The sequence below is a fragment of the Candidatus Chromulinivorax destructor genome, from assembly GCF_003366055.1.
Lineage (GTDB): Bacteria > Babelota > Babeliae > Babelales > Chromulinivoraceae > Chromulinivorax > Chromulinivorax destructor.
Genome location: NZ_CP025544.1, coordinates 38,739 through 59,234, shown reverse-complemented (window position 1 = coordinate 59,234; position 20,496 = coordinate 38,739). Strand labels below are relative to the sequence as shown.

Sequence of the window (20,496 nt, the reverse complement as noted above, 5' to 3'; positions counted from 1 at the left end):
ATTATGGTCATTATGTTTTCATATATTTTTATGATATTGTGCAAAAGGATGATCTCGCGTACTGTGTTTGAGCAAAAATCATTCTCATTTTTGTACTTTTAGCTTCTTGTTCAGCTGTTTTTTCTTTTTTATTTGGAATATTTATATCAGCACCTGCAGAAAGTAACATACGTGCTATTTCTGGTTTATCTTTCATAACTGCCTGATATAATGGAGTCTCACCATGTTCATCTTGAATATTTATATCAGCACCTGCAAAAATCAACATACGTACTATTTTTGGTTTATTACATATGACTGCCTGATATAATGGAGTCTGACCATTTTTATTTGGAATATTTATATCAGCACCTGCAGAAATCAACATACGTGTTATTTCTGGTTTATCTTTTATAACTGCATTCTCATTTTGAGTATGTTCATCAGTGCCTGCATCTATCAACATACGTGTTATTTTTGGTATATAAATTGCCTGATGCAATGGAGTTTGTCCAAAAATATTTTGAGCATTTACATCAGCGCATGCATCTATCAATATACCTGTTATTTCTATATTATTGTCTCTGACTGCATAATGTAAGAGGGTCTCTCTATTTTGATCTTTAATATTTACATCAGCGCCTGCTTGTATCAACATACGTGCTATTTCTGGTAGAGAACTTGTATAATGCAATGGGGCCTGACCAAAACTATTTTTAGTATTTACATTCGCGCCTGCATCAATCAACATCCGTGTTATTTCTTTATTCTGAGCAGAAAGAGCTTTATGTAGTGGAGTCTCTTTATTTTCATCTTGAGTGTTACCCCATTCATACAGCCATAAACGAACCATTTCGTACAGATCTCTACTATCATCTTTATGTTGCATGACATACAAAAATATAGGATCATCAAATTGATCAAGATTTTTACTCTCTTCAAGTGCCATGTCAAGGGTATTTAAAAATGTATCTTTCATATTCTTTGTAAGAACGTCTTCTGCATCGATAATGACTTGATCAAAATTCATATCTTCATTACCATGTTCATCATGCGATACATGCTGTTCTAAATATTCATGAAATGTTGTATCGACAAGACCTTGTTCTCGTAAAAAATCAAAACTTTGCGTTAAATATTTAAGCCTTGTAACAACATAATCAATCATCGCTTGTCGCCCGTTTTCAACATTTTGTTGTGATTTTTGCGCAGCGTACATACTCATGACTTGTAAACTAAACATTAACAAAATTAATACTTTTATTTTTTTCATGATTACATCTCTTTTATTTATAAATTATCTTATCTTTTTAAAAAGACGGCACATCGCTTGCGTTTTACACATATCTTGGGGCAACGCTCCATCTTCAAAAACACCTAATTTTTTATCTGCTCCATTGTTAATCAAAAAATCTACAATTCTTACATAATTTTTTTCTACCGCATAATACAAAGGTGTTTTACCTTCATGATCTTGGGTATCAAGTAATGCACCGTGTTGCAATAACATTTTGACCATACCAAAATCTCCACCTATTACAGCGTAGTGTAAAGCTGATCTGCCTTGACGATCTTGTGCCTGCAAATCTGTTCGTAAATTTTGTACAATAAATTGCATAAGATGTTTATGAGAATCTTTGCCTGCAATTAACATTAATAAATTTTTACCTTGTGTATCTTGCGTTTGTATATCACTTGACCGTGGTTTAAAATCTTTAAAATAGGCTGGCTCTGCAAAGTCGTAATCATTCTCAGCATCATAATCAACTAATGATGTTTGTGCAAAATTATCTTCAAACATCGACTTATCAATAACTGGATAACGAGCTAAACCCATATCTTTTACTGGGGCGTCTGCAAAAAATTGTGAGCAAACACACAATAAACAAAAAAATTTATATATATTTCTTTTAAAAAATTTCATATGACTCTTTCAATTACAATTCATGTGTTAATAAAAGTTCGTCCATTTCTTGCGTTTTAGCAATATCTAAAGGACTTTGCTGTGCATCATCTTGAAATGAAATCATTTTTTCTAAGGTATGAGGCTTCATTTCTGCTCCAGCATCAAGTAATAATTGCACAACTATTTTATTATCTTTTATCACTGCATTATGCAAAGGAGTTACATTAAACATATCTTGCATGGTAACATCAGCACCATAATCGATGAGAAGCTGAATAAATTCTGGTTCAATATTATAAAAAGTTGCAAGCCACAAAGGTGTCCGTCTGTTTTCATTACGAGCATTAACATCTGCTCCTGCATCAAGCAATTGTTGCATCTTGGTGATTTTTTCTTCTTTATTATACATCTGCTGAGTAACTAAAGTATGCAATAGAGTTGTGTGGTATTTTGTATGAATTTGTTTTGCTACAGCGATAGTTTCAATAGCATTGCCAGCATCAAGAGATGAAGATACCACCATAGAAAATCCACACAAAACTAGTGTTGGTAATTTAAATATCTTCATTGCAAATTCCTTATATTATAAACTATGTACTATAGTTATTGTATCAATAATTACAACTAGAAAACAATAGTTAGTAGTGCAATTAAAAATAATACTTATTAAGATATTACCTGATAAACAAAAGCTGCATACATACCTAGGTTGAGTGAACCAAATTTTTACAAGAGATTTTTCCCTGAATTTTCCTACGAAAACTCCGGGAATTTACTGGCTGGTTTGCCTGATGCACTCTTTTTAAATCTTAGCCAGGTTTAATTTCTCAAAATTTGCTTCGTTTTTTGCATAGATTGACGTAGTTTTTCATTAAAGAAGCGTAACGTGGCCGCCACCACTGTTTCCGGCTGTGTCCGGCATAGCTTTATGCGAAGCCTGGGAGATGAGCGAAGCAACATTGCTAAATTATTATTATTTTATTAAGAAAAATTAAAAAGAGTCGAAAGAGTCTTAAAAAAGCAAAGCTCAAAAATATATATTTTTGAGCTTTGCTTTTCATAAAAAAATAGAATAAAATCAAGTTTTTAAACTATACGTTAAAAAGTTCTGTACTTGCCAACTGATAGAGCTTGAAAAAACGCATCGTCACTATCACATACATTTTCGTAATATTTTTTTATACTATCATAGGCATTACTTATTAAAGTAAAATTTTCAGTTGCTAGTTTTTCACTGCCTTTATTTTTATCAGGGTGATAAATTAAACTCAATTTCAAGTAAGCTTTTTTAACATCAGACATTGTTGCCTGCCCTGGAGTAAGCCCTAATATAGTAAAATCATTTCTTCTATCTATGATATTTGTTTCATTTTGACCTAATGATTCAGTTGCTTGCTCAGCTGGATTAAATTGAGTTCTAGAAAAATCGCTTTAATTTCTGGAGTTTTAGCAATTGATGTTTGCACGATACTTCCTATTAAGCTTGACGGCAAAAATAGAATTTTTCATACAAACATCATTTTTTCAACCAAATATCAAGGCCAAGCAAGAAAAATCTCACGAGTCAAACTAGTCGATTACCTATCTAAATTTAGTTTTTAGAAAAAATCGCTTTTATTTCTGGAGTTTTAGCAATTTGCTCAGCTGTTTGTCCATTTTCATCTTGAATAGTTACATCAGCACCTGCAGCCATCAACATTTTCACTATTTCTGCATTATTATTTTCAACTGCCCAATGCAATGCTGTATCTCTATATTTAGTTTGAGTATTTACATCAGCACCTTTATCAATCAACATCTTTACTATTTCTTTATTATTATCTAATCTTACGCTAGTAAATGCTGAAGGATAAGGATTAGAAATTGAAGGATGATCTTGATAACTATTTGATATTGCTACATACAATGGTGTAAAACCAGATTCATCTTTAATATTTACGTCAGCACCTGCATCAATTAACATACCTACTATTTCTAGATTATTAGCTCTTGCAGCAAAATACAATGGTGTCATTTCAGATTCATCTTTCATATTTACATCAACACCTGCAGCAATTAACCTCCTTACTTTTTCTTTATTATTATATCTTGTAGCAATTGCACGACTAAATATATTTTTTTGAGCTTGAGCTAAAATTGCTTTCATTTCTGGAGTTTTAGCAATTTGCTCAGCTGTTTGTCCATTTTTATTTTGAATAGTAAAATCAGCACCTACAGCCATCAACATTTTCACTATTTCTGCATTATTATTTTCAACTGCCAAATGCAATGCTGTTTCTCTATATTTAGTTTGAGTATTTACATCAGCACCTTTATCAATCAACATCCGAGCTATTCGTTCTTCGTTGTTTAAGGCAGCATAATGTAATGGTGTTTGTCCATTTTTATTTTGAACATCTTTTTTAACGAATTCATTGGATAACAACATCTCTATTATGTCTTCATTATTACGTGAAACAGCACGATGGAATGGAGTTTCTCCATTTTTATCTTGAGTATTACCCCATTCACGTAACCATGAAAGAACAATATCGCGCATATCAGTATCTTTATGCTTCATCACATACACAAATATCGGATCACGATATTCACTTAATTTTTTACGCTGTTTTGATGCAGTATCGAGAGTTGTTAAAAATACATCTCGTATATTTTTTATAGGAATACTTTTTGAATCAATAGTAATTTGTTCTTCGTTTATATTTTGCTGCTCAGGCTGAGAATTTTGTGCGGCTTCTTGCGCTGCAGATATAACTAATTGCAAATTAAGCATTAACAATATCAATATTTTTGTCTTTTTCATCACTAACCCTTTTTTTAAAATTATTTATTTTATCTACGGTATCATTCAATTACATTTTAAACATTTGATGTTTGCACGATACTTCCTATTAAGCCTGACGGCAAAAATAGAATTTTTTATACAAACATCATTTTTTTAACTAAATATGAAGGCCAAGCAAGAAAAATCTCACGAGTCAAACTAGTCGATTACCTATCTAAATTTATTTTTTAGAAAGAATCGCTTTCATTTCTGGAGTTTTAGCAATTTGTTCAGCTGTTTGTCCATTTTTATTTTGAATGGTTACAACATCAGCACCTGCAGCCATCAACATTTTCACTATTTCTGCATTATTATTTTCAACTGCCAAATGCAATGCTGTTTCTCTATCTTTAGTTTGAATATTTACATTAACACCTGCATCAATCAACATCTTTACTATTTCTTTATTATTATGTGAAACTGCTCTATACAATGGTGTAAGACCATATTCATTTTCAAAATTTACGTCAGCTTTAAGATTTACGTCAGCACCTGCATCAATTAACATACGTGCTATTTCTGCATCATTATTAATTGCAACTGCACAATATAATGGTGAAATATCAAATTCATTTTTAATATTTACATCAGCACCTGCAGCAATTAACATCCTTACTCTTTCTTTATTATTATCTTCTGCAAGAATTGCAAACTGAAATATATTTTTTTGCGCTCGAGCTAAAAGTGCTTTCATTTCTGGAGTTTTAGCAATTTGTTCAGCTGTTTGTCCATTTTTATTTTGAATATTTAGATCAGCACCCATATTAAGCAGCATCCAAGCTATTTTTGTATCGTTGTCTAAGACAGCATAATGTAAAGGTGTTTGTCCATTTTTATTTTGAATATTTAGATCAGCACCCATATAAACCAACACACTTGCCATGTATTCATTATGACTTGAAACAGCACGATGCAATGGAGTTTCTCCATTTATATCTTGAACATCTATTTTAACGAATTCATTGGACAACAACATCTCTATTATATCTTCATCATTATGACGTGAAACAGCACGATGCAATGGAGTCTCTCCATTTTTATCTTGAGTATTTAACCATGAATAAACAATATCGCGCATATCAGTATCTTTATGCTTCATCACATACACAAATATCGGATCACTATATTCACTTAATTTTTTACGCTGTTTTGATGCCGTATTGAGAGTTGTTAAAAATACATCTCGTATATTTTTTATAGGAATACTTTTTGAATCAATAGTAATTTGTTCTTCGTTTATATTTTGCTGCTCAGGCTGAGAATTTTGTGCGGCTTCTTGCGCTGCAGATATAACTAATTGCAAATTAAGCATTAACAATATCAATATTTTTGTCTTTTTCATCACTAACCCTTTTTTTAAAATTATTTATTTTATCTACGGTATCATTCAATTACATTTTAAACATTTTTACACTATGAATTATAACTCTTTAAGAAATTAACATTAATTACAATAAGAAATCAATAGATAAGAAAATATTAATATGAAAAATTTATATTAAAAAAGTGTAACGTGGCAGCCGCCACCACTGTTTGCCAAGATGAATCGTAGGATTGTCCACTATTTTAAATTTGCTTCACACAACCTAGAATTATAGTTTTTTCTCAATTTTTATCTTAAATGTTAAGATTAGCGCCTTAGAAGTTATACGACACTACAAACTCAACAAGAATTACAATAAGAAATCAATAGATAAAAATATATCCAAATCAATAGAGTGCTTGAACGCGATAAGTAGTATATTTGTATATTACAAACATGCTCATAAAAAATGAAATAGAATCACCAATCAATTGATTGGTGATTCTATTTCATTTTTGTACCACTTAAAAATTTATGCCTGTTTTTTCATCTTGCTCTAAGAATATTTTCTATTTCGCGATTTATTGCAACATCATAAGCAGTTTTGCCATTTTTATCTTGAATGTTTTTATCAATTCCTGCATTAAATAATAATCTGACCATTTCAGTATGGCCATTTTGTGCAGCATAAAAAAGAGCTGTACGCTGACTATTATCTTGAATATTTTTATTATCAATATGATTAAGTAAAAATTTTACCGTATCAACATGCCCTGATTTTGCAGCAAGTATAAATGCATTAAATCCATTGTCATCTACAAAATCTATTCTTGCTCCTGCTGCCATTAACATTCTAACTATCTGTTCATGGCCTTTTGCAGCAGCTTTCATTAATGCAGATAATTTATTTCTATCTTGAGCATTAATTTCAATACCTGGGTGTTCCAGTAATTTTCTAACAATTGCTGTATGCCCTTGCATACTGGCCATCATTAATGCTGTTACACCTGCAGTATTAGTTACATTTACATGTATACGGGAATCATTTAATAAAATTTCAACAATATCAACATGTCCATTACTTGCCGCTCTATATAAGGGAGTATTGCCATCTTTAGAAGCTAAATTAACGCTGATGTCATTATGATTAAGTAACATCTTAACAATTTCAACTTTATTTGTTGAACTAGCAATTAATAAAGCTGTTCGCCAATCTTTATCTTGATAATTTACATCAATTTCTGGCTGTCTAAGTAAAAAAGAAACTATATTGCTATGACCCGATACTATAGCTGTCATTAATAATGATTGGGCCTGATAACGTTCAGTAACGTTTGGATTTCCACCCATGATAATAAACAACATGATATCTAAAATATTATTTTTACGAACGCTAGAAAATATTTCTTCTACGGTTTTAAGAGTAATATTATTATGCTGTAACCATGTAGGGACAACATTTCTTATCCATTCAGTATGTAAGATGTACAAAAAAATTGGATTTTCAATTTCATGTGCTTGAACATGTGCTATATTAATATCTTGTGTAGCAGCTATAAATAAAGGTTCCATTTGTTCTACTAAAGAATTTTGTACAAAAATAATATTACTCACAATATCAAAATTCTCTTCTCCAAGATAATTTTCTATAACATCTTTAAAGCTATTATTTTGTACCAAAGCAAAGCCTTGCCTAAAATTGTATGTTTCATCTATCCAATTAAAAATAAAATCTTTCATAAAATCACCTTTAAGGGAAAGCACAAACAAAAATAGTGGATCTTCTATATCTACAAATTTTTTATCGTGTTCAATCGCATCTTTTAAAACTGATAAAAAGTGATTTTTTGTATTATCTGCAATGTATTTATAAGCAGCAAAAATTATAGTTCCTACATCATAACCATTTTCTGTCATAGCTTCTTTTAAAAAATTGCCAAAAAAACTATATGAGCCTCCATTGTGCTCACGTATCAACTTAAATCCTTCTCTCAGCTGAGAATTATGTTCAATAAGATGTGTAAATGTATCCCTATCATCCTCATTAAATTGATAATTATGATTGCCATCATATTGATCAATAGTAACAAGTCCTTCATCACTACCTGTTTTTTTATTATTTTCATCAATAGAAAATATTTTTTTAGAACTGACAATATATTCTTCTGGAATTGTAAGAAATCTTTTTTTGTTATCATGAAGTTCTTTTAATAGCTTATTTTGATGAATATAAAAATGATTATTTTGATTCTTACTTTTGCTATCTTTTAATTGTTCGGCTCTAGCAAAATCAATATAATTTTGAGCATCTTGTGCTATTTGATCATAATTAACATGAGAAATATTCTGATATTGATTAAATTGCTTCTCCAGATAACTCTCTAAAGTGTCTTGAGTTGGATCTTGCTCGTGAATTTTTTTAAATTCTTTAAGCAGTGGGTTATTTTGACTTATAAATCTATCAATCGCGTCAGCTTGAGTATTAATTTGATAATCTTCATCATCATCTCCATCAGAGTTATATTCATAACCAGAATCATAAGCATAAGAATCTGACTGATAACCCGATTCAGATTCATAATCAGAATCTTCTTTTGACTCTATTGCTGCTGAGCCCATCACACATGATTGATAATGCATCATCATTAATAGCAATAGTAATTTTTTCATAATCAAACTCCACATTATGAGTATATTTATTAATTTTTATTTTAAAAAGTACAAAGACAGTCTACCACAAACCTCAAACAGAAAACAATTGCTGCAAAAAAACATCCTTAATTAAAAATTATTACTCACAATAAATACAAATAAGATTTACAAAATTTGCTTGATGTTTTTTATAAAAATTTAGGAGACCTGCAGGCAAGTCATTAAAAATAATGTAAAATTTTACGATATCGCTGTGTTCACCTGCTGAAATACTGTGTGGCGGTGGCATCTATAATTTTTTTGAATACAAAAAAATAAGCCATAGATTGAAATTTAATCTATGGCCATAAAAATTTTAAAATATAAACAAAAGTTTATAGCGCAACATAATTCTATATTCTTTATAGATTATCGAGAAATATACCCTTGTTTAAGCTCTTCTTGGTAAAATATAAAAATTCCAATACCAACAACAGACACGGTACATATAAAATTTAAACTCATCATGGTCCCAAAAAAGAACCATTCAAATAACGCTGAAAAAAGTGGCGTTACAAAACCAACAAATGATAAAAATGTTGCCGTATACTTTGTTAAAAGATAGCCATACAAATTATAAAACAAAACATTGGTGATAAGAATCATAATGGTGAGCAAACCTGCAATGTAAGGTAGTTGCGAAAAACTTATATCGACTGGACCTTCAAATATACTTGATACAGGTAAAGCAACTAAACCACCAACAAGCATAGCAAATCCATTAACCAGCATCGTTGAATAGCCACGATTTTTAACGAGTAATCGGACAAAGATCCAACCAAGTGATGAGGTAATAACCGAAAATAGCATCAATACATTTGCCCATGAAACATTGACATCAATTGCTTGCTGACTGCCAACGTACCACACTATCCCTGCAAGCCCAATTGAAAAACCAATCCATTTTTTTGGTGTCATTTTTTCATCAAATATGAAGTAGGAAAACAACGCAGAAAAAAATGGTGATAAATTATAGAGCAAACACGCTGATGATGGTGACATATCTTGTAAGGCAATATACTCACTCATAAACGGAAACAAAATATGGAATACAACAACCATACCAAATAACCACAAGTCAGCTGTACGAATTTTTTTATCAGTATAGAAAAAGTACCAGATAGATGTTAACAATGCACCAGAAATAATCATGCGAATTGCAATTAAAAATATCGGAGGTAAAACGCCAAGTAATAACTTACCTATAGAAAAAGTAGAAGCTAAAAGCGCGTATAAGAAAAAAACTAAATACAAAATATCTCCTTTAAAATCTTTTGCGTAATTGAGGTGAATCAGGGCTCATTGATTGGTATACTTGAGAAATAATCTGAAAGTCTTCATCAGTTGCTGTGCAATCTCGTTTTATTTTATTTTTATAACTTTCTACAAGATTTTCAGGAGTAATCCCTTCAATATCTTCTTTTGTTGTATCAGCGCCATGATCAATTAATAATTTAATAATTGAAGCATTGAGTTCATACCCATCTTCCAAGTTAAAGGCGTGATGCAATGCAGTTAATCCAAAATCATCTTGTATATGAATAACTTGAGGATTATGAACTACTATTTTTTTCACACAAGTAACATTTTCTTTTTTTATAGCCTGAACTAATTCTTCAAATACTGAACTCATATACAATTCATCTTCAATCGATATCTCTGAAGAGGTAGACATCGTATCAGTTACTTCATCTTGCTCGCTGCTTGTTAGCGAAATGAAGTCAAACATGTCTTCAGAATAGCATTCACTATCAGTAGAATCATGAGTCAATTTCTCATGTGCAGAAAAAACTGAGCATTTTTCATCAAAATCATAATAGCTTGCTTCTCTTATTTTACTCAAAATTGGACCAGCCAAAATAACTTGCTGCATTGCAAACAACGAAATACAGAACAATATGACTTTTTTCATAACTATTAAACCTATAATAAGGGGAATTTCTTTGATAAAAAACATAAGAACGATATGAGTAATTATACTCGATATTTACAACTGCGGCAAATAGGATGCTACAATGGCGCGCAGACAGACTACATAGGTTATTCTTGCCGGTAAAAAATACATAATCCAAGCGTAATGACAAAAAATGCAATAATTGATTGCACGTTAACAACTTCATGAAAAAGAACGTATCCAAAAAAACTTGCCCATAACGGCATCATAAAATATGATAACGAAATAGATGTCGCTGAATATTTTTGTAGTAACCATGATTTCATATACATGCTCACGCTGTGCAGTAAAGAAATAATAAAGATGATACCTATAAAAAATTTCATTGATTCTGATGAAGACGCCTTCATAATGATTAAACTTGGAGTTGCAAGCAATGCAACCAGAGACAATCCATGAGCACATAATAATGACCCGCTGGTTACCAGTATAATTGAAATGTTTCGCTGGTGGAGTAAATAACGCATAATAATCATACCAAGTGCATTACACATAATTGCAGTAAGTAAAATAATTATGGCATATGCTTGTCGCTGCATACATGATGAAAATATATAATGACTTTCAAGAATCAAAACACCAATACAACTGATAAAAATACCGAACCATTGATACCGCGTTAATTTTTCACCCCACAATAGATACGAAAATCCAGCACAAAAAAATGGTGTAAGGTACAACATCAAAGCAATATCGGTTCCAGATAGATACTGCATAGCCCAAAAGCTCAACATTGATCGTAAAAAAGAATGGAATAACCCAACCAAAAAAATTGCAGTATAATCAAACAAAGAAAGCTTTTTAAGCTGTTGTAGCTGATTTCTATGATAAAAAAATAACCACCCCAAGGTAATTGTGGTAGCCATTCCTGTCCTGATAGTAGTAATAACTAAAGGACTTGCGTAATTCGTCACATACTTAGAGAGAAGCAATATACAAGAAGATAAAAAATTATAGATAATAATAAAAAACATATAATTAACTCATTTTTCGACCATTTTCGACCATACTAAGCTGTGTAAACCAAATGTACATGTGCATAAAAACCTTGGATATTGCTGTACTCATCTTGGCAAACATGGGTGGCGGCGGCCACGTTACGCTTTTTTAGTTCAAAAAAGAGTGCATCAGGCCCACCGGCTAGCAAATTTCATGAGTTTTCATAGAAAACGTAAGGACAATCTCTATCGTAAAAATATGGTTCACTCAACCTAGGCTTTATCAGATCTTTCTTGTAGTCTCTTATATTGTAATAATAATGTTTCACTACCAAAACATTCCCATTCCTTAGCAATATCTATTGGAGTTTTCCCATTATTATCTTGTATGTTAACAAGAGCACCTGCTTTTAATAATAATCCTAACGCTTCAGGATAGCCTTTTAACCTAGCAAGTTTATGTACAGCTGTTTGCCCTTCATGATTTTGAATATTTAGATCAATACCAGGCTGTTGCAATAAACAAGATAAAGTTTTTACACTCCATGCCCAATGTAAAGCACTATCACCTTCATGATCCTGAATATTAATCTGCAATGTATCCAATCCAGATGTAAGCAGTAATGGTATAGCATGCAGATCATCTTTATAAACAGCGTAGTGTAAAGCAGTCCATCCTTGAGAATCTTGAAGATTAAAATCTATTTTTTTATGACAGACTAAATGAGAATATACTTGAGATTTATTATTTTTAATTGCCCAAGCCAATAACGGAATAATATTGTCTGAAGTATGTAGATAGATATTAGGCTCTACCTGCATAACCATATCGATAAATTCAGAATGTTTATCATAGTCTTGCATAGCTATATCAAAAACAGTTTCACCCTGCATATTTTTATTATGAATGCATTTTAAAAATTCAGATTTCGTAAAATCTTCCCTATAAGCAATGACATACGCAATAACCGGATTGCTCAAATCCATTAAAAATGGTGATCTGCTCAATGCAGGAATCCATGCATCTTTATAAGATAATGCATCGTCCATAAGTTTTTGCCAAAATCTATCTTTCATACCTTCTGCTATAAAATTTTCAGCTTTTTGTACTATGACTGCATCTAGTTTTTTACGTGTATCTACAGCACAACCGGTCTCATACTGCAAAAAATCAGAAAATTTCATACTCGCTCCATGAGTACGTAACGCATCAAAACCGTGTTGTAAATAATAATAGGTAGTATGAAAGTCAAATTGTGAATCATCTGGGCAAGCAAGATTTTCATTGTTAATAGAAACTGAATGAGTTGCTGAAGTATGCCTGATTTTCATGACACTCGTATCATTTTTTTTACAATCATATGACGCATGCAATTGCATACAATGAAAAAATGAACAAAAGAGAACTAGTAAATTTATTTTTTTCATATATGTATTTCTTAGAAAAATATTTTTTGCATATTATAATAACACTTTGATTATAATTGAAAAAAATAAATTTAAAATAAATAAGATAATAAAAGCTACTCGTTACCTGAAAGCTCTTCATCTAAAACACGTACACGCTCAATAGCAAGGGCTTTACCCGTCTCGATATCAATTTCGACCCAAACACCAGACATAACAACTGGCGGCTTAGTATCAACAATGAATCGAGATGGCATCTGCATTAAAAAATTAGGCAGAACGCTTTCTTTGGTCATGCCAATCATAGAGTTAAATGAACCTGCCATACCAAGGTCAGTCACATACGCTGTGCCCCCTGGCAAGATTCTTTCATCTGATGTTGGAATGTGTGTATGTGTACCAACGATTGCCGATACACGACCTTCTACATAAAATGCCATAGCAAGCTTTTCAGCAGTTGCTTCGGCGTGAAAATCTATAAGAATAATTTGAGTTTTGTCAGCTATTTCAGCTAAAATTTTATCAACTGCACGAAATGGGCAATCTGTATGCTCACGCATAAAAACACGACCTTGTACGTTAATAACCGCAACTGAAATACCGTTACAATCAACGATCGTCACCCCAGAACCAGGACATGCCGCAGGAAAATTTGCAGGACGTAAAAGATCTTGATGAGAATTAAGATACTCTTGTATCTCGTACTGGTCCCAAATATGGTTACCACTGGTAATCACATCAGCACCATGTTGTTTAAAAAAATTAACAATGCGAGATGTAATTCCCCGTCCGTTATTATTACTGTTTTCACCGTTAACAATAACAAAATCAATATCATGTTCAGCTTTTAAGGTCTTAATATGTTTTTTAAACATAGATCGACCAATATTTCCGACGATATCACCAAGCAATAACACTCGCATTGTTTTTTTCATAATCTACCTTGCGTACTCTACAGCACGTTTTTCACGAATTACACTTACTTTAATCTGTCCAGGGAAATTCATCTCTTCTTCGATACGTTTTGCAACGTCACGAGCTAAGATTGCTGTTTTATCATCGTCCATAATATCTTCTTCGATGATAATTCTAATTTCACGGCCAGCTTGTAAAGCGTACGCTTTCTTAACGCCATCGTATGAGTTTGCAATTTCTTCTAATTTTTCAAGCTTTTTGATGTACGCTGAGAATGTTTCTCGACGAGCACCCGGACGCGATGCAGAGATTGTATCTGCTATCACCACGATAGGAGCATAAATACTTTTGTAGGGAACTTCTTCATGGTGCGCTGCAATTGCGTTAACAATGTCATCAGATTCGCCACATCGTTTTGCAATGTCTGCACCAACAAGAGCATGAGGCCCTTCGATGTCTGCAGATACCGCTTTACCAATGTCATGTAAAAGACCTGCTCTAAAAGCAATATTTCCATCAAGTCCCAATTCTTCTGCAATCATGCGAGAAAAAATTGCAACTTCTTTTACGTGTTGTAGCACGTTTTGTGTAAAACTTGTTCTAAAATGTAATTTACCAAGTAAGGTTACGATTTCAGGATGTACACCCTGTAAGTTGAATTCTAAAATAGCATTTTTACCGTATTCTTGAATCAGCTCATCAAGCTCTTCTTCGCACTTAGCAACTGTTTCTTCAATCCGAGTTGGATTAATTCGACCGTCGTTAACCAAACGCTCAAGAGATCTCTTTGCAATTTCACGACGAATTGGATTAAAGCCAGAGATAGTAATTGTTTCTGGTGTATCACCAATAACAAATTCCATACCTGTTGCCATTTCAAGCGCTTTAATGTTACGGCCTTCTTTACCAATAATACGACCCTTCATCTCTTCGTTAGGAAGATGAACAACACCAGAAGTTATTTCTGTTACCTGGTCAGCAACGTATCGTTGCATTGCCGTAACCGTAATATCTGCTGCACGTTTTTTTGCAGTATCACGAGCTTCTTGCTCAACTTTTTGAATCCATTTTTCACTCACGTGTTTAACTTCATCTTCTAGCGTTGCAATTAAAGCTCTTTTTGCATCATCACGAGTCATATTGCTTAATTGTTCAAGTTTTAAGATAAGATCATCATATAAAACTTTAAGCTTGCTTTCGTTTAAACGAACAAGATCGTTCATTTTTAAAACTTCACGCTCTTTTTGTTGTAACTCAAGACGAATGTCATCAAGTCTCAACTCTTTTTTTGCAAGCGCTTCATACTTAACGTTCAACTTATCTCGCAAGCGATCTTGCTCAGCTTTTTCTTGTTTTAACTCGAAATCAAATTCTTTACGTTTAGCGTAAAGCTCATCTTTAATTTTAAGATAGGCTTCACGTCGTTCATTTTCTATATTACGTTTGGCATTTTTCCACTTTTCAGCAGATTGCTCTAAAAGATTTTGAGCTTCAGCCATTTTTTTTTGGGCAAAATAGAACAATACCATTCCTGCTAGTATTGCTGCTATCCCAGCTGCAACTAATATTATTGCTATCATCGGATAAATCCTATTTGCTGTTTTGCAATCTTTAATTCATATTTCTATAATTTTATTTCAATTTCAAACATATCTAAAAAATAATAAGCCAAAAAGGATAATCCCAATGGCTTATTATATAAAAACAACACTAAAAAATCTTTTACAAAAAATTTGCTTATAAAACAGCATCTTGCATATCAAGAACGTTCATAATTCTACTCGACAAGCGTTTTTCTTGCTCCATAACCGCCTCAAAATTAAGCGATCTCGCTGCTATTTTTAAAGCCGTTAATATAGCAATCTTTTTAGGATCAACAACTTGCGATGCATCTGCTATTTCTCGCATAATAGTATCAACAACTTTTACCGCTTCTAAAATAAGGATCTCTTTTTCATCACTTACAATAGAATAGGTATCTCCAAAAATACGAGCTCGATATTTTTTTAATTCTGAGTCCAACTTAATCCTTTTGTTCAACTAAAGAATCAATACTTCTAATCAAATCATCAACGATCATCTTAGTCATCATTTTTTCTTGACTCAACTCTTCAAGATCTTTCGTTTCAGCAACCAAAGAATTTTCCGTGCGCATCAACTGATGTTTTAGCATTTGATTCTCTTCTTGCAAGTTTTGGATGTTATTTTGCTGAAGTTTAACTTCTTCCTGCAAAATCATATTTTCTTCTTGCAAAGAAAGGTTAGATTGTTTGAATTGTTTTACCAAATCAACTAATCTAACAACTTTTTCTTCCAAAAGAGTCAAATTAAGACCATAATTCACTTGAAAATTTTGCTCATTTTTATTTTCAGGCATTGTTCCCATTACACTCTCCTTTGTTTTGGTGCTTTTATAAATAAACCAATTTTGACATAGTCTAGTATTATTAAACTTGCTACGTCAAGAACTAGTTATTTTTTTGTAGCGTGAACAATTTTTGCAAATACAGTCGGTTCAAAAACCGCGATTTGAGCAAGCATTTTTCTGTTAAGAACAATGTTAGCTTTTTTCAAGCTTGCAATGAAAGTACTGTATGAATAATCAAATTGGCGAACTGCCGCATTAATACGAACGATAAATAAAGTACGCATGTTACGTTTCTTTAATTTTCTACCATGGAAAGCGTATGCCCATGCACGCATTAATGTTTCTTTAGCTCTACAGAAAACGTTTTTACGTTGTCCGTAGTAACCTTTAGTTTGTTTTAATAAACGTTTGTGACGTTTTTTCGTGACCATGCCACGTTTTACTCTAGACATTATTTAATTCCTTATGCTTATAATTAATTTGGAAGTAATCTTAAAATTCTTGGCACGTCAACAGCATTGATGTATGCGCCTTGGCGTAATGCACGTTTTCTTTTTGTTGTTTTTTTAGTCAACAAGTGACGACGGTAACCTTGTGCATATTTAATCTTGTCATCACCTTTTTTTGTGAATCTTTTTTTTGCTGATGAATTTGTTTTCATTTTAGGCATAATTGAACCTTACTTTGCTTTTAAATAATAAATTCTTGACCAAAAAGGGCCTGCTTTTAGATCGTTTTCTTGTGCTATATTTGTTAAGCCTGCATCCAGAAACGTTTGATCAACTTGAGCAAACATCTCTTCTCCCCGCTCATCTTTTGAATGAACTTCGCGACCTCTAAACGTCAATGTAACTTTAAGCTTATTACCAGCTTCTAAAAATTTCATACCCTGATTCATCTTTGTTTGATAATCATGGATGCCAATTTTAGGCTTCATTTTCAGCTCTTTAGTTTTAACAACTTTTTGCTTCTTTTTACCTTCAGCCATTTTCTTTTTCTTAGCGTATAGATTTTTACCAAAATCCATCACTTTTACTAAAGGAATTTCGCTGTCTTGTTCGTCGAGCATAACAAGATCTAAACGAGCAACTTGTGCAAGCTCTAAAGCTTTTTTCAATGAAACAATACCAAGGTTTTCACCACTTACTGATATTACTTGAACATTTTCAGCGACAATCTGATCGTTTATCAGATTTTTACGAGCTTTTTTCTTCAATGTAAAATTAACTCCTACAAAAAATCTCTATAATTTTTAAACAGTTATCGACGCGCTTTTGATTTTTGCCAAAATATCGGCAACAAGTTTTTGATCTTCTTTTAAAAGAGCTACAACTTGCTCACGACCTTGCGCTAATTTTGTATCGCCAAATGCAAACCATGAGCCAGACTGTTTAATCACATTGCGTAATATCGCCATGTCAAGTAAATCAAGTTCTTTGCTAATGCCTTCATTAAACAATAAATCTACTTCTACGCATTTGAAAGGCGGCGCGACCTTATTTTTTACTACTTTAACAGCAACTTTGTTTCCAAAATGTACATCATTTTTCTTTAATGATGCTATTTTTCGAATATCAAGTCGAAGTGATGCATAAAACTTTAATGCTTTACCACCACTCGTTGTCTCTTTAGGTCCAAATGACAAACCACTAATGGTTTGACGAACTTGGTTAATGAACAATAATATTGTGTTTGACTTATGCACAATTGAAGTCAGCTTTCTTAAGGCTTGCGACATCAATCGAGCTTGTAATCCAACGTGCGTATCACCCATATCGCCTTCTAACTCAGCTTTAGGTACCAATGCAGCTACAGAATCGACTACAATCATATCAATTGCGCCTGAGCGAATTAACATTTCTGCAATATCAAGTGCTTGTTCGCCAAAATCAGGTTGCGCGATGATTAAATCATCAACTTGAACACCTAATTTCGCTGCATATTTTGGATCTAAAGCATGTTCAGCATCAATGAATGCACAAATGCCGCCAGCCTTTTGAGCTTGAGCAATTGTTTGTAATGCTAACGTTGTTTTCCCCGAAGATTCTGGTCCAAAGACTTCAATAATACGCCCACAAGGTAGTCCGCCTACACCGATAGCATCATCGATGAGGAGCGATCCTGTTGATATTGTTTTAATATCAACAATAGGATTGTCTCCTAAAAGCATGACGGAACCCTTGCCGTACTGCTTTTGAATCTGAGCAAACGTCACTTCTAAGGATTTTTTTTAAAATCTAAGTCGTCGTTTTCGACGTGCTTATCAAGATTCTTTTGTTTTATCATACTGTTTCTTTTGCGTCTTTCAGCAGTTGATCTTTAATTTCTATCTTAGAATTAAGTTTAGCACGTCTATATAAAGAAGCAATAAAACTATCTCTTCCTTTATATTTTGCCTTGCTTGACAGCGTGTTTTTGATCATTAATTCTTTTTCAGCAAAGATTTTTTTATCAATTGGAGCAACTTCATCAAGAATTATCAAGAAACTTTCAGTTGAAGTTACCACATCAACCATCTCACCAACAACTTCTAAATTTCTAACTTTTTGAGCAATTTCTGGACGATGTAACAGATCTGAAGACTCAACTTTACCATGTTGGTATGCAAAATGAGCTTGAGACAGCTGTGCATCATATTTTTTTGCTAATTCTTGCACATCAACTGATAATGCATCTTTCATCGCATCTGCAGCAACAGTTTGTAAATTTTGTTGCGCTTGCTTTGCATAGTAATCAGCAAGAACAGTCGATTTTATTTGATCAAATGGTTTTAATGTTTTTTTAGATACGTCGGTGCATTGCAACAATATTCCATGTTTACCGTCCATAAACACTGCATAATGGTCTTTGTCAGTTTGAAATAAATGCATGCTGATAACGTCAGATTTTCTCGACTCAAGTGATATATGTTCTTTGTGACCTTTGCGTTTTTCAATGAACGATGCAACTGCTTGAGAATTATTATAATCAGCGTGACCTGCTACACGTTGCGCATCTTGCTGAAATCTTTTTTCAAATTTCTGAGCAAGCAACATTGAACTAATTTCATTTTTCACGTCTGACAAAGTTTTATATTTTGCTGATTTGCGAGCAACACGTTGTAAGATTTCGTAGCCAGCATCTGTTTTAATAACATCAGAGATAGCAAGATCAGTATGTAACTGCTCAAAAGCTGCTTGAACCAAAACTGCATCATACTTTGTTGAATCTTTTGCAAAGAAATCAGTGCGTTGCGCGCCTTGCCCTTTTGGTTTTTCTGTATTGATTTTTTTTGCAAGTGTCTGGAATAATGCTGGATCAGCTACGACTTGCTCACGAATAGCTTCAATTATATCACGTGCGCCTGCTACCTGTGCATCAATATAAATTCTACGAACTTGTAGTTGCACTGGCGATTCAAGATAATCTGATTGTTTATGTTCATCATAATATGCCAAAATTTCTTGATCATTTACTGAAATGCCATAATCATGCGCAGAAAACTTCCAAACATTACCAGCTCTTTTTTCTGTTGTTTTATACGCATCGCCGTGTTCACTTTTTTTATAAAAGCGTTCAAGAACTTCATCTGATACTTCATTTTTTTTTGCATGCTCAAGAGCTTTTTGCAATGAAAATGTAAGAACAGTGTATTTTTTATCTGCATAGTCTTGTGTATATTGTGATGCAACTTCAAAACTTGGAACGTATGAAGAGCTTAAATCAACAATATTATGGATAAGATTTGCTTTTATTTCATTTTCAATTTCATCAACAAAGCTTTCAAATGTACGTGGAGCAAGCTGTTTTTCAAGCATTGCTACATTCAATCTGCCTGATGCGTCAAAAAAGTATTCTGGCAAACCTTGTAATGCCGCTGCAAGCTGATCTTGCACAAGAACAGAAGGAACTCGTAAATCAAGTTCTTGAGCATTGTGCTGCAATAATAGTTTTTTTATAGAATTACGTAACACTTCTTTATCTAGTGGCTCAGTTCTTGGCCAGTTAATACCAAGTGATGCAATATAATCAAGCTGTTTTTGGCTGGTAATGAGCGCATGATACCAATCAAGATCCATCATTTTTTGTTTGTAAACTTTAATAGCCCACTTTGATTTATCAGTAAAATCAAACGACAGCCCACCAAATAGCATAATCGCTAAAAACATCCATAAAAAGATTCGATACGCATTGCTTTTCAGAGAACGTCTCAATGAAGTGATCATAAATAT

19 protein-coding genes and 1 pseudogene are annotated in these 20,496 nt (G+C 32.7%); all 20 read right to left on the bottom strand.

Translation table 11 applies throughout. The features are described 5' to 3' along the window. Positions 1–28: 28 nt before the first annotated feature. On the bottom strand, positions 29–1,252 hold the full coding sequence (locus C0J27_RS00300) for an ankyrin repeat domain-containing protein (protein ID WP_115585206.1): 1,224 nt from the start codon (positions 1,250–1,252) through the stop codon (positions 29–31). A 24-nt stretch (positions 1,253–1,276) separates the two neighbouring features. Next, on the bottom strand, positions 1,277–1,903 hold the full coding sequence (locus tag C0J27_RS00295) for an ankyrin repeat domain-containing protein (RefSeq protein WP_115585205.1): 627 nt from the start codon (positions 1,901–1,903) through the stop codon (positions 1,277–1,279). A gap of 13 nt (positions 1,904–1,916) precedes the next feature. Then, complete coding sequence (locus tag C0J27_RS00290; protein ID WP_115585204.1) at positions 1,917–2,453, bottom strand: ankyrin repeat domain-containing protein; 537 nt, start codon at positions 2,451–2,453, stop codon at positions 1,917–1,919. A gap of 530 nt (positions 2,454–2,983) precedes the next feature. Next, positions 2,984–3,217: a J domain-containing protein gene (locus C0J27_RS00285; RefSeq protein WP_286206279.1), complete on the bottom strand. Its 234-nt coding sequence runs from the start codon at positions 3,215–3,217 to the stop codon at positions 2,984–2,986. Between the two features lie 259 nt (positions 3,218–3,476). Next, a complete protein-coding gene (locus C0J27_RS00280; protein WP_115585202.1) occupies positions 3,477–4,688 on the bottom strand; it encodes an ankyrin repeat domain-containing protein in 1,212 nt (403 codons plus the stop codon). A gap of 202 nt (positions 4,689–4,890) precedes the next feature. Continuing rightward, positions 4,891–6,051 (bottom strand): ankyrin repeat domain-containing protein, encoded by a 1,161-nt coding sequence (locus C0J27_RS00275; protein WP_115585201.1) that lies wholly within the window; start codon positions 6,049–6,051, stop codon positions 4,891–4,893. Between the two features lie 507 nt (positions 6,052–6,558). Next, positions 6,559–8,682, bottom strand: a complete 2,124-nt coding sequence (locus C0J27_RS00270; RefSeq protein ID WP_162801686.1) for an ankyrin repeat domain-containing protein — start codon at positions 8,680–8,682, stop codon at positions 6,559–6,561. Positions 8,683–9,072: 390 nt separating this feature from the next. Then, positions 9,073–9,957, bottom strand: coding sequence for a DMT family transporter (locus tag C0J27_RS00265; protein ID WP_115585199.1), 885 nt, complete (start codon positions 9,955–9,957; stop codon positions 9,073–9,075). Positions 9,958–9,967: 10 nt separating this feature from the next. Further along, entirely contained in the window at positions 9,968–10,615 is a 648-nt protein-coding gene (locus C0J27_RS00260) for an ankyrin repeat domain-containing protein (protein ID WP_162801685.1), read from the bottom strand. A 128-nt stretch (positions 10,616–10,743) separates the two neighbouring features. Beyond that, on the bottom strand, positions 10,744–11,631 hold the full coding sequence (locus C0J27_RS00255) for a DMT family transporter (RefSeq protein WP_115585197.1): 888 nt from the start codon (positions 11,629–11,631) through the stop codon (positions 10,744–10,746). A gap of 237 nt (positions 11,632–11,868) precedes the next feature. Then, positions 11,869–13,023 carry an ankyrin repeat domain-containing protein gene (locus C0J27_RS00250; RefSeq protein WP_115585196.1) on the bottom strand — a complete coding sequence of 385 codons (1,155 nt, stop codon included), beginning with the start codon at positions 13,021–13,023 and terminating at the stop codon, positions 11,869–11,871. A 95-nt stretch (positions 13,024–13,118) separates the two neighbouring features. Beyond that, on the bottom strand, positions 13,119–13,937 hold the full coding sequence (locus C0J27_RS00245; protein WP_252120574.1) for a TIGR00282 family metallophosphoesterase: 819 nt from the start codon (positions 13,935–13,937) through the stop codon (positions 13,119–13,121). A gap of 3 nt (positions 13,938–13,940) precedes the next feature. Further along, entirely contained in the window at positions 13,941–15,497 is a 1,557-nt protein-coding gene (rny, locus tag C0J27_RS00240) for a ribonuclease Y (protein WP_115585195.1), read from the bottom strand. Between the two features lie 157 nt (positions 15,498–15,654). Next, complete coding sequence (locus C0J27_RS00235; RefSeq protein WP_162801684.1) at positions 15,655–15,939, bottom strand: cell division protein ZapA; 285 nt, start codon at positions 15,937–15,939, stop codon at positions 15,655–15,657. A 1-nt stretch (position 15,940) separates the two neighbouring features. Continuing rightward, positions 15,941–16,303 (bottom strand): hypothetical protein, encoded by a 363-nt coding sequence (locus C0J27_RS00230; protein ID WP_115585193.1) that lies wholly within the window; start codon positions 16,301–16,303, stop codon positions 15,941–15,943. Between the two features lie 86 nt (positions 16,304–16,389). Then, complete coding sequence (gene rplT / locus C0J27_RS00225) at positions 16,390–16,737, bottom strand: 50S ribosomal protein L20 (protein ID WP_115585192.1); 348 nt, start codon at positions 16,735–16,737, stop codon at positions 16,390–16,392. Positions 16,738–16,760: 23 nt separating this feature from the next. Beyond that, complete coding sequence (gene rpmI, locus C0J27_RS00220; RefSeq protein WP_115585191.1) at positions 16,761–16,955, bottom strand: 50S ribosomal protein L35; 195 nt, start codon at positions 16,953–16,955, stop codon at positions 16,761–16,763. A gap of 9 nt (positions 16,956–16,964) precedes the next feature. Then, on the bottom strand, positions 16,965–17,501 hold the full coding sequence (gene infC, locus C0J27_RS00215; protein ID WP_115585190.1) for a translation initiation factor IF-3: 537 nt from the start codon (positions 17,499–17,501) through the stop codon (positions 16,965–16,967). Between the two features lie 36 nt (positions 17,502–17,537). After that, positions 17,538–18,515, bottom strand: a pseudogene (gene recA / locus C0J27_RS00210) (recombinase RecA); the annotation flags it as partial. Positions 18,516–18,567: 52 nt separating this feature from the next. Continuing rightward, positions 18,568–20,490 (bottom strand): SurA N-terminal domain-containing protein, encoded by a 1,923-nt coding sequence (locus tag C0J27_RS00205; protein ID WP_115585188.1) that lies wholly within the window; start codon positions 20,488–20,490, stop codon positions 18,568–18,570. Between the last annotated feature and the right edge of the window lie 6 nt (positions 20,491–20,496).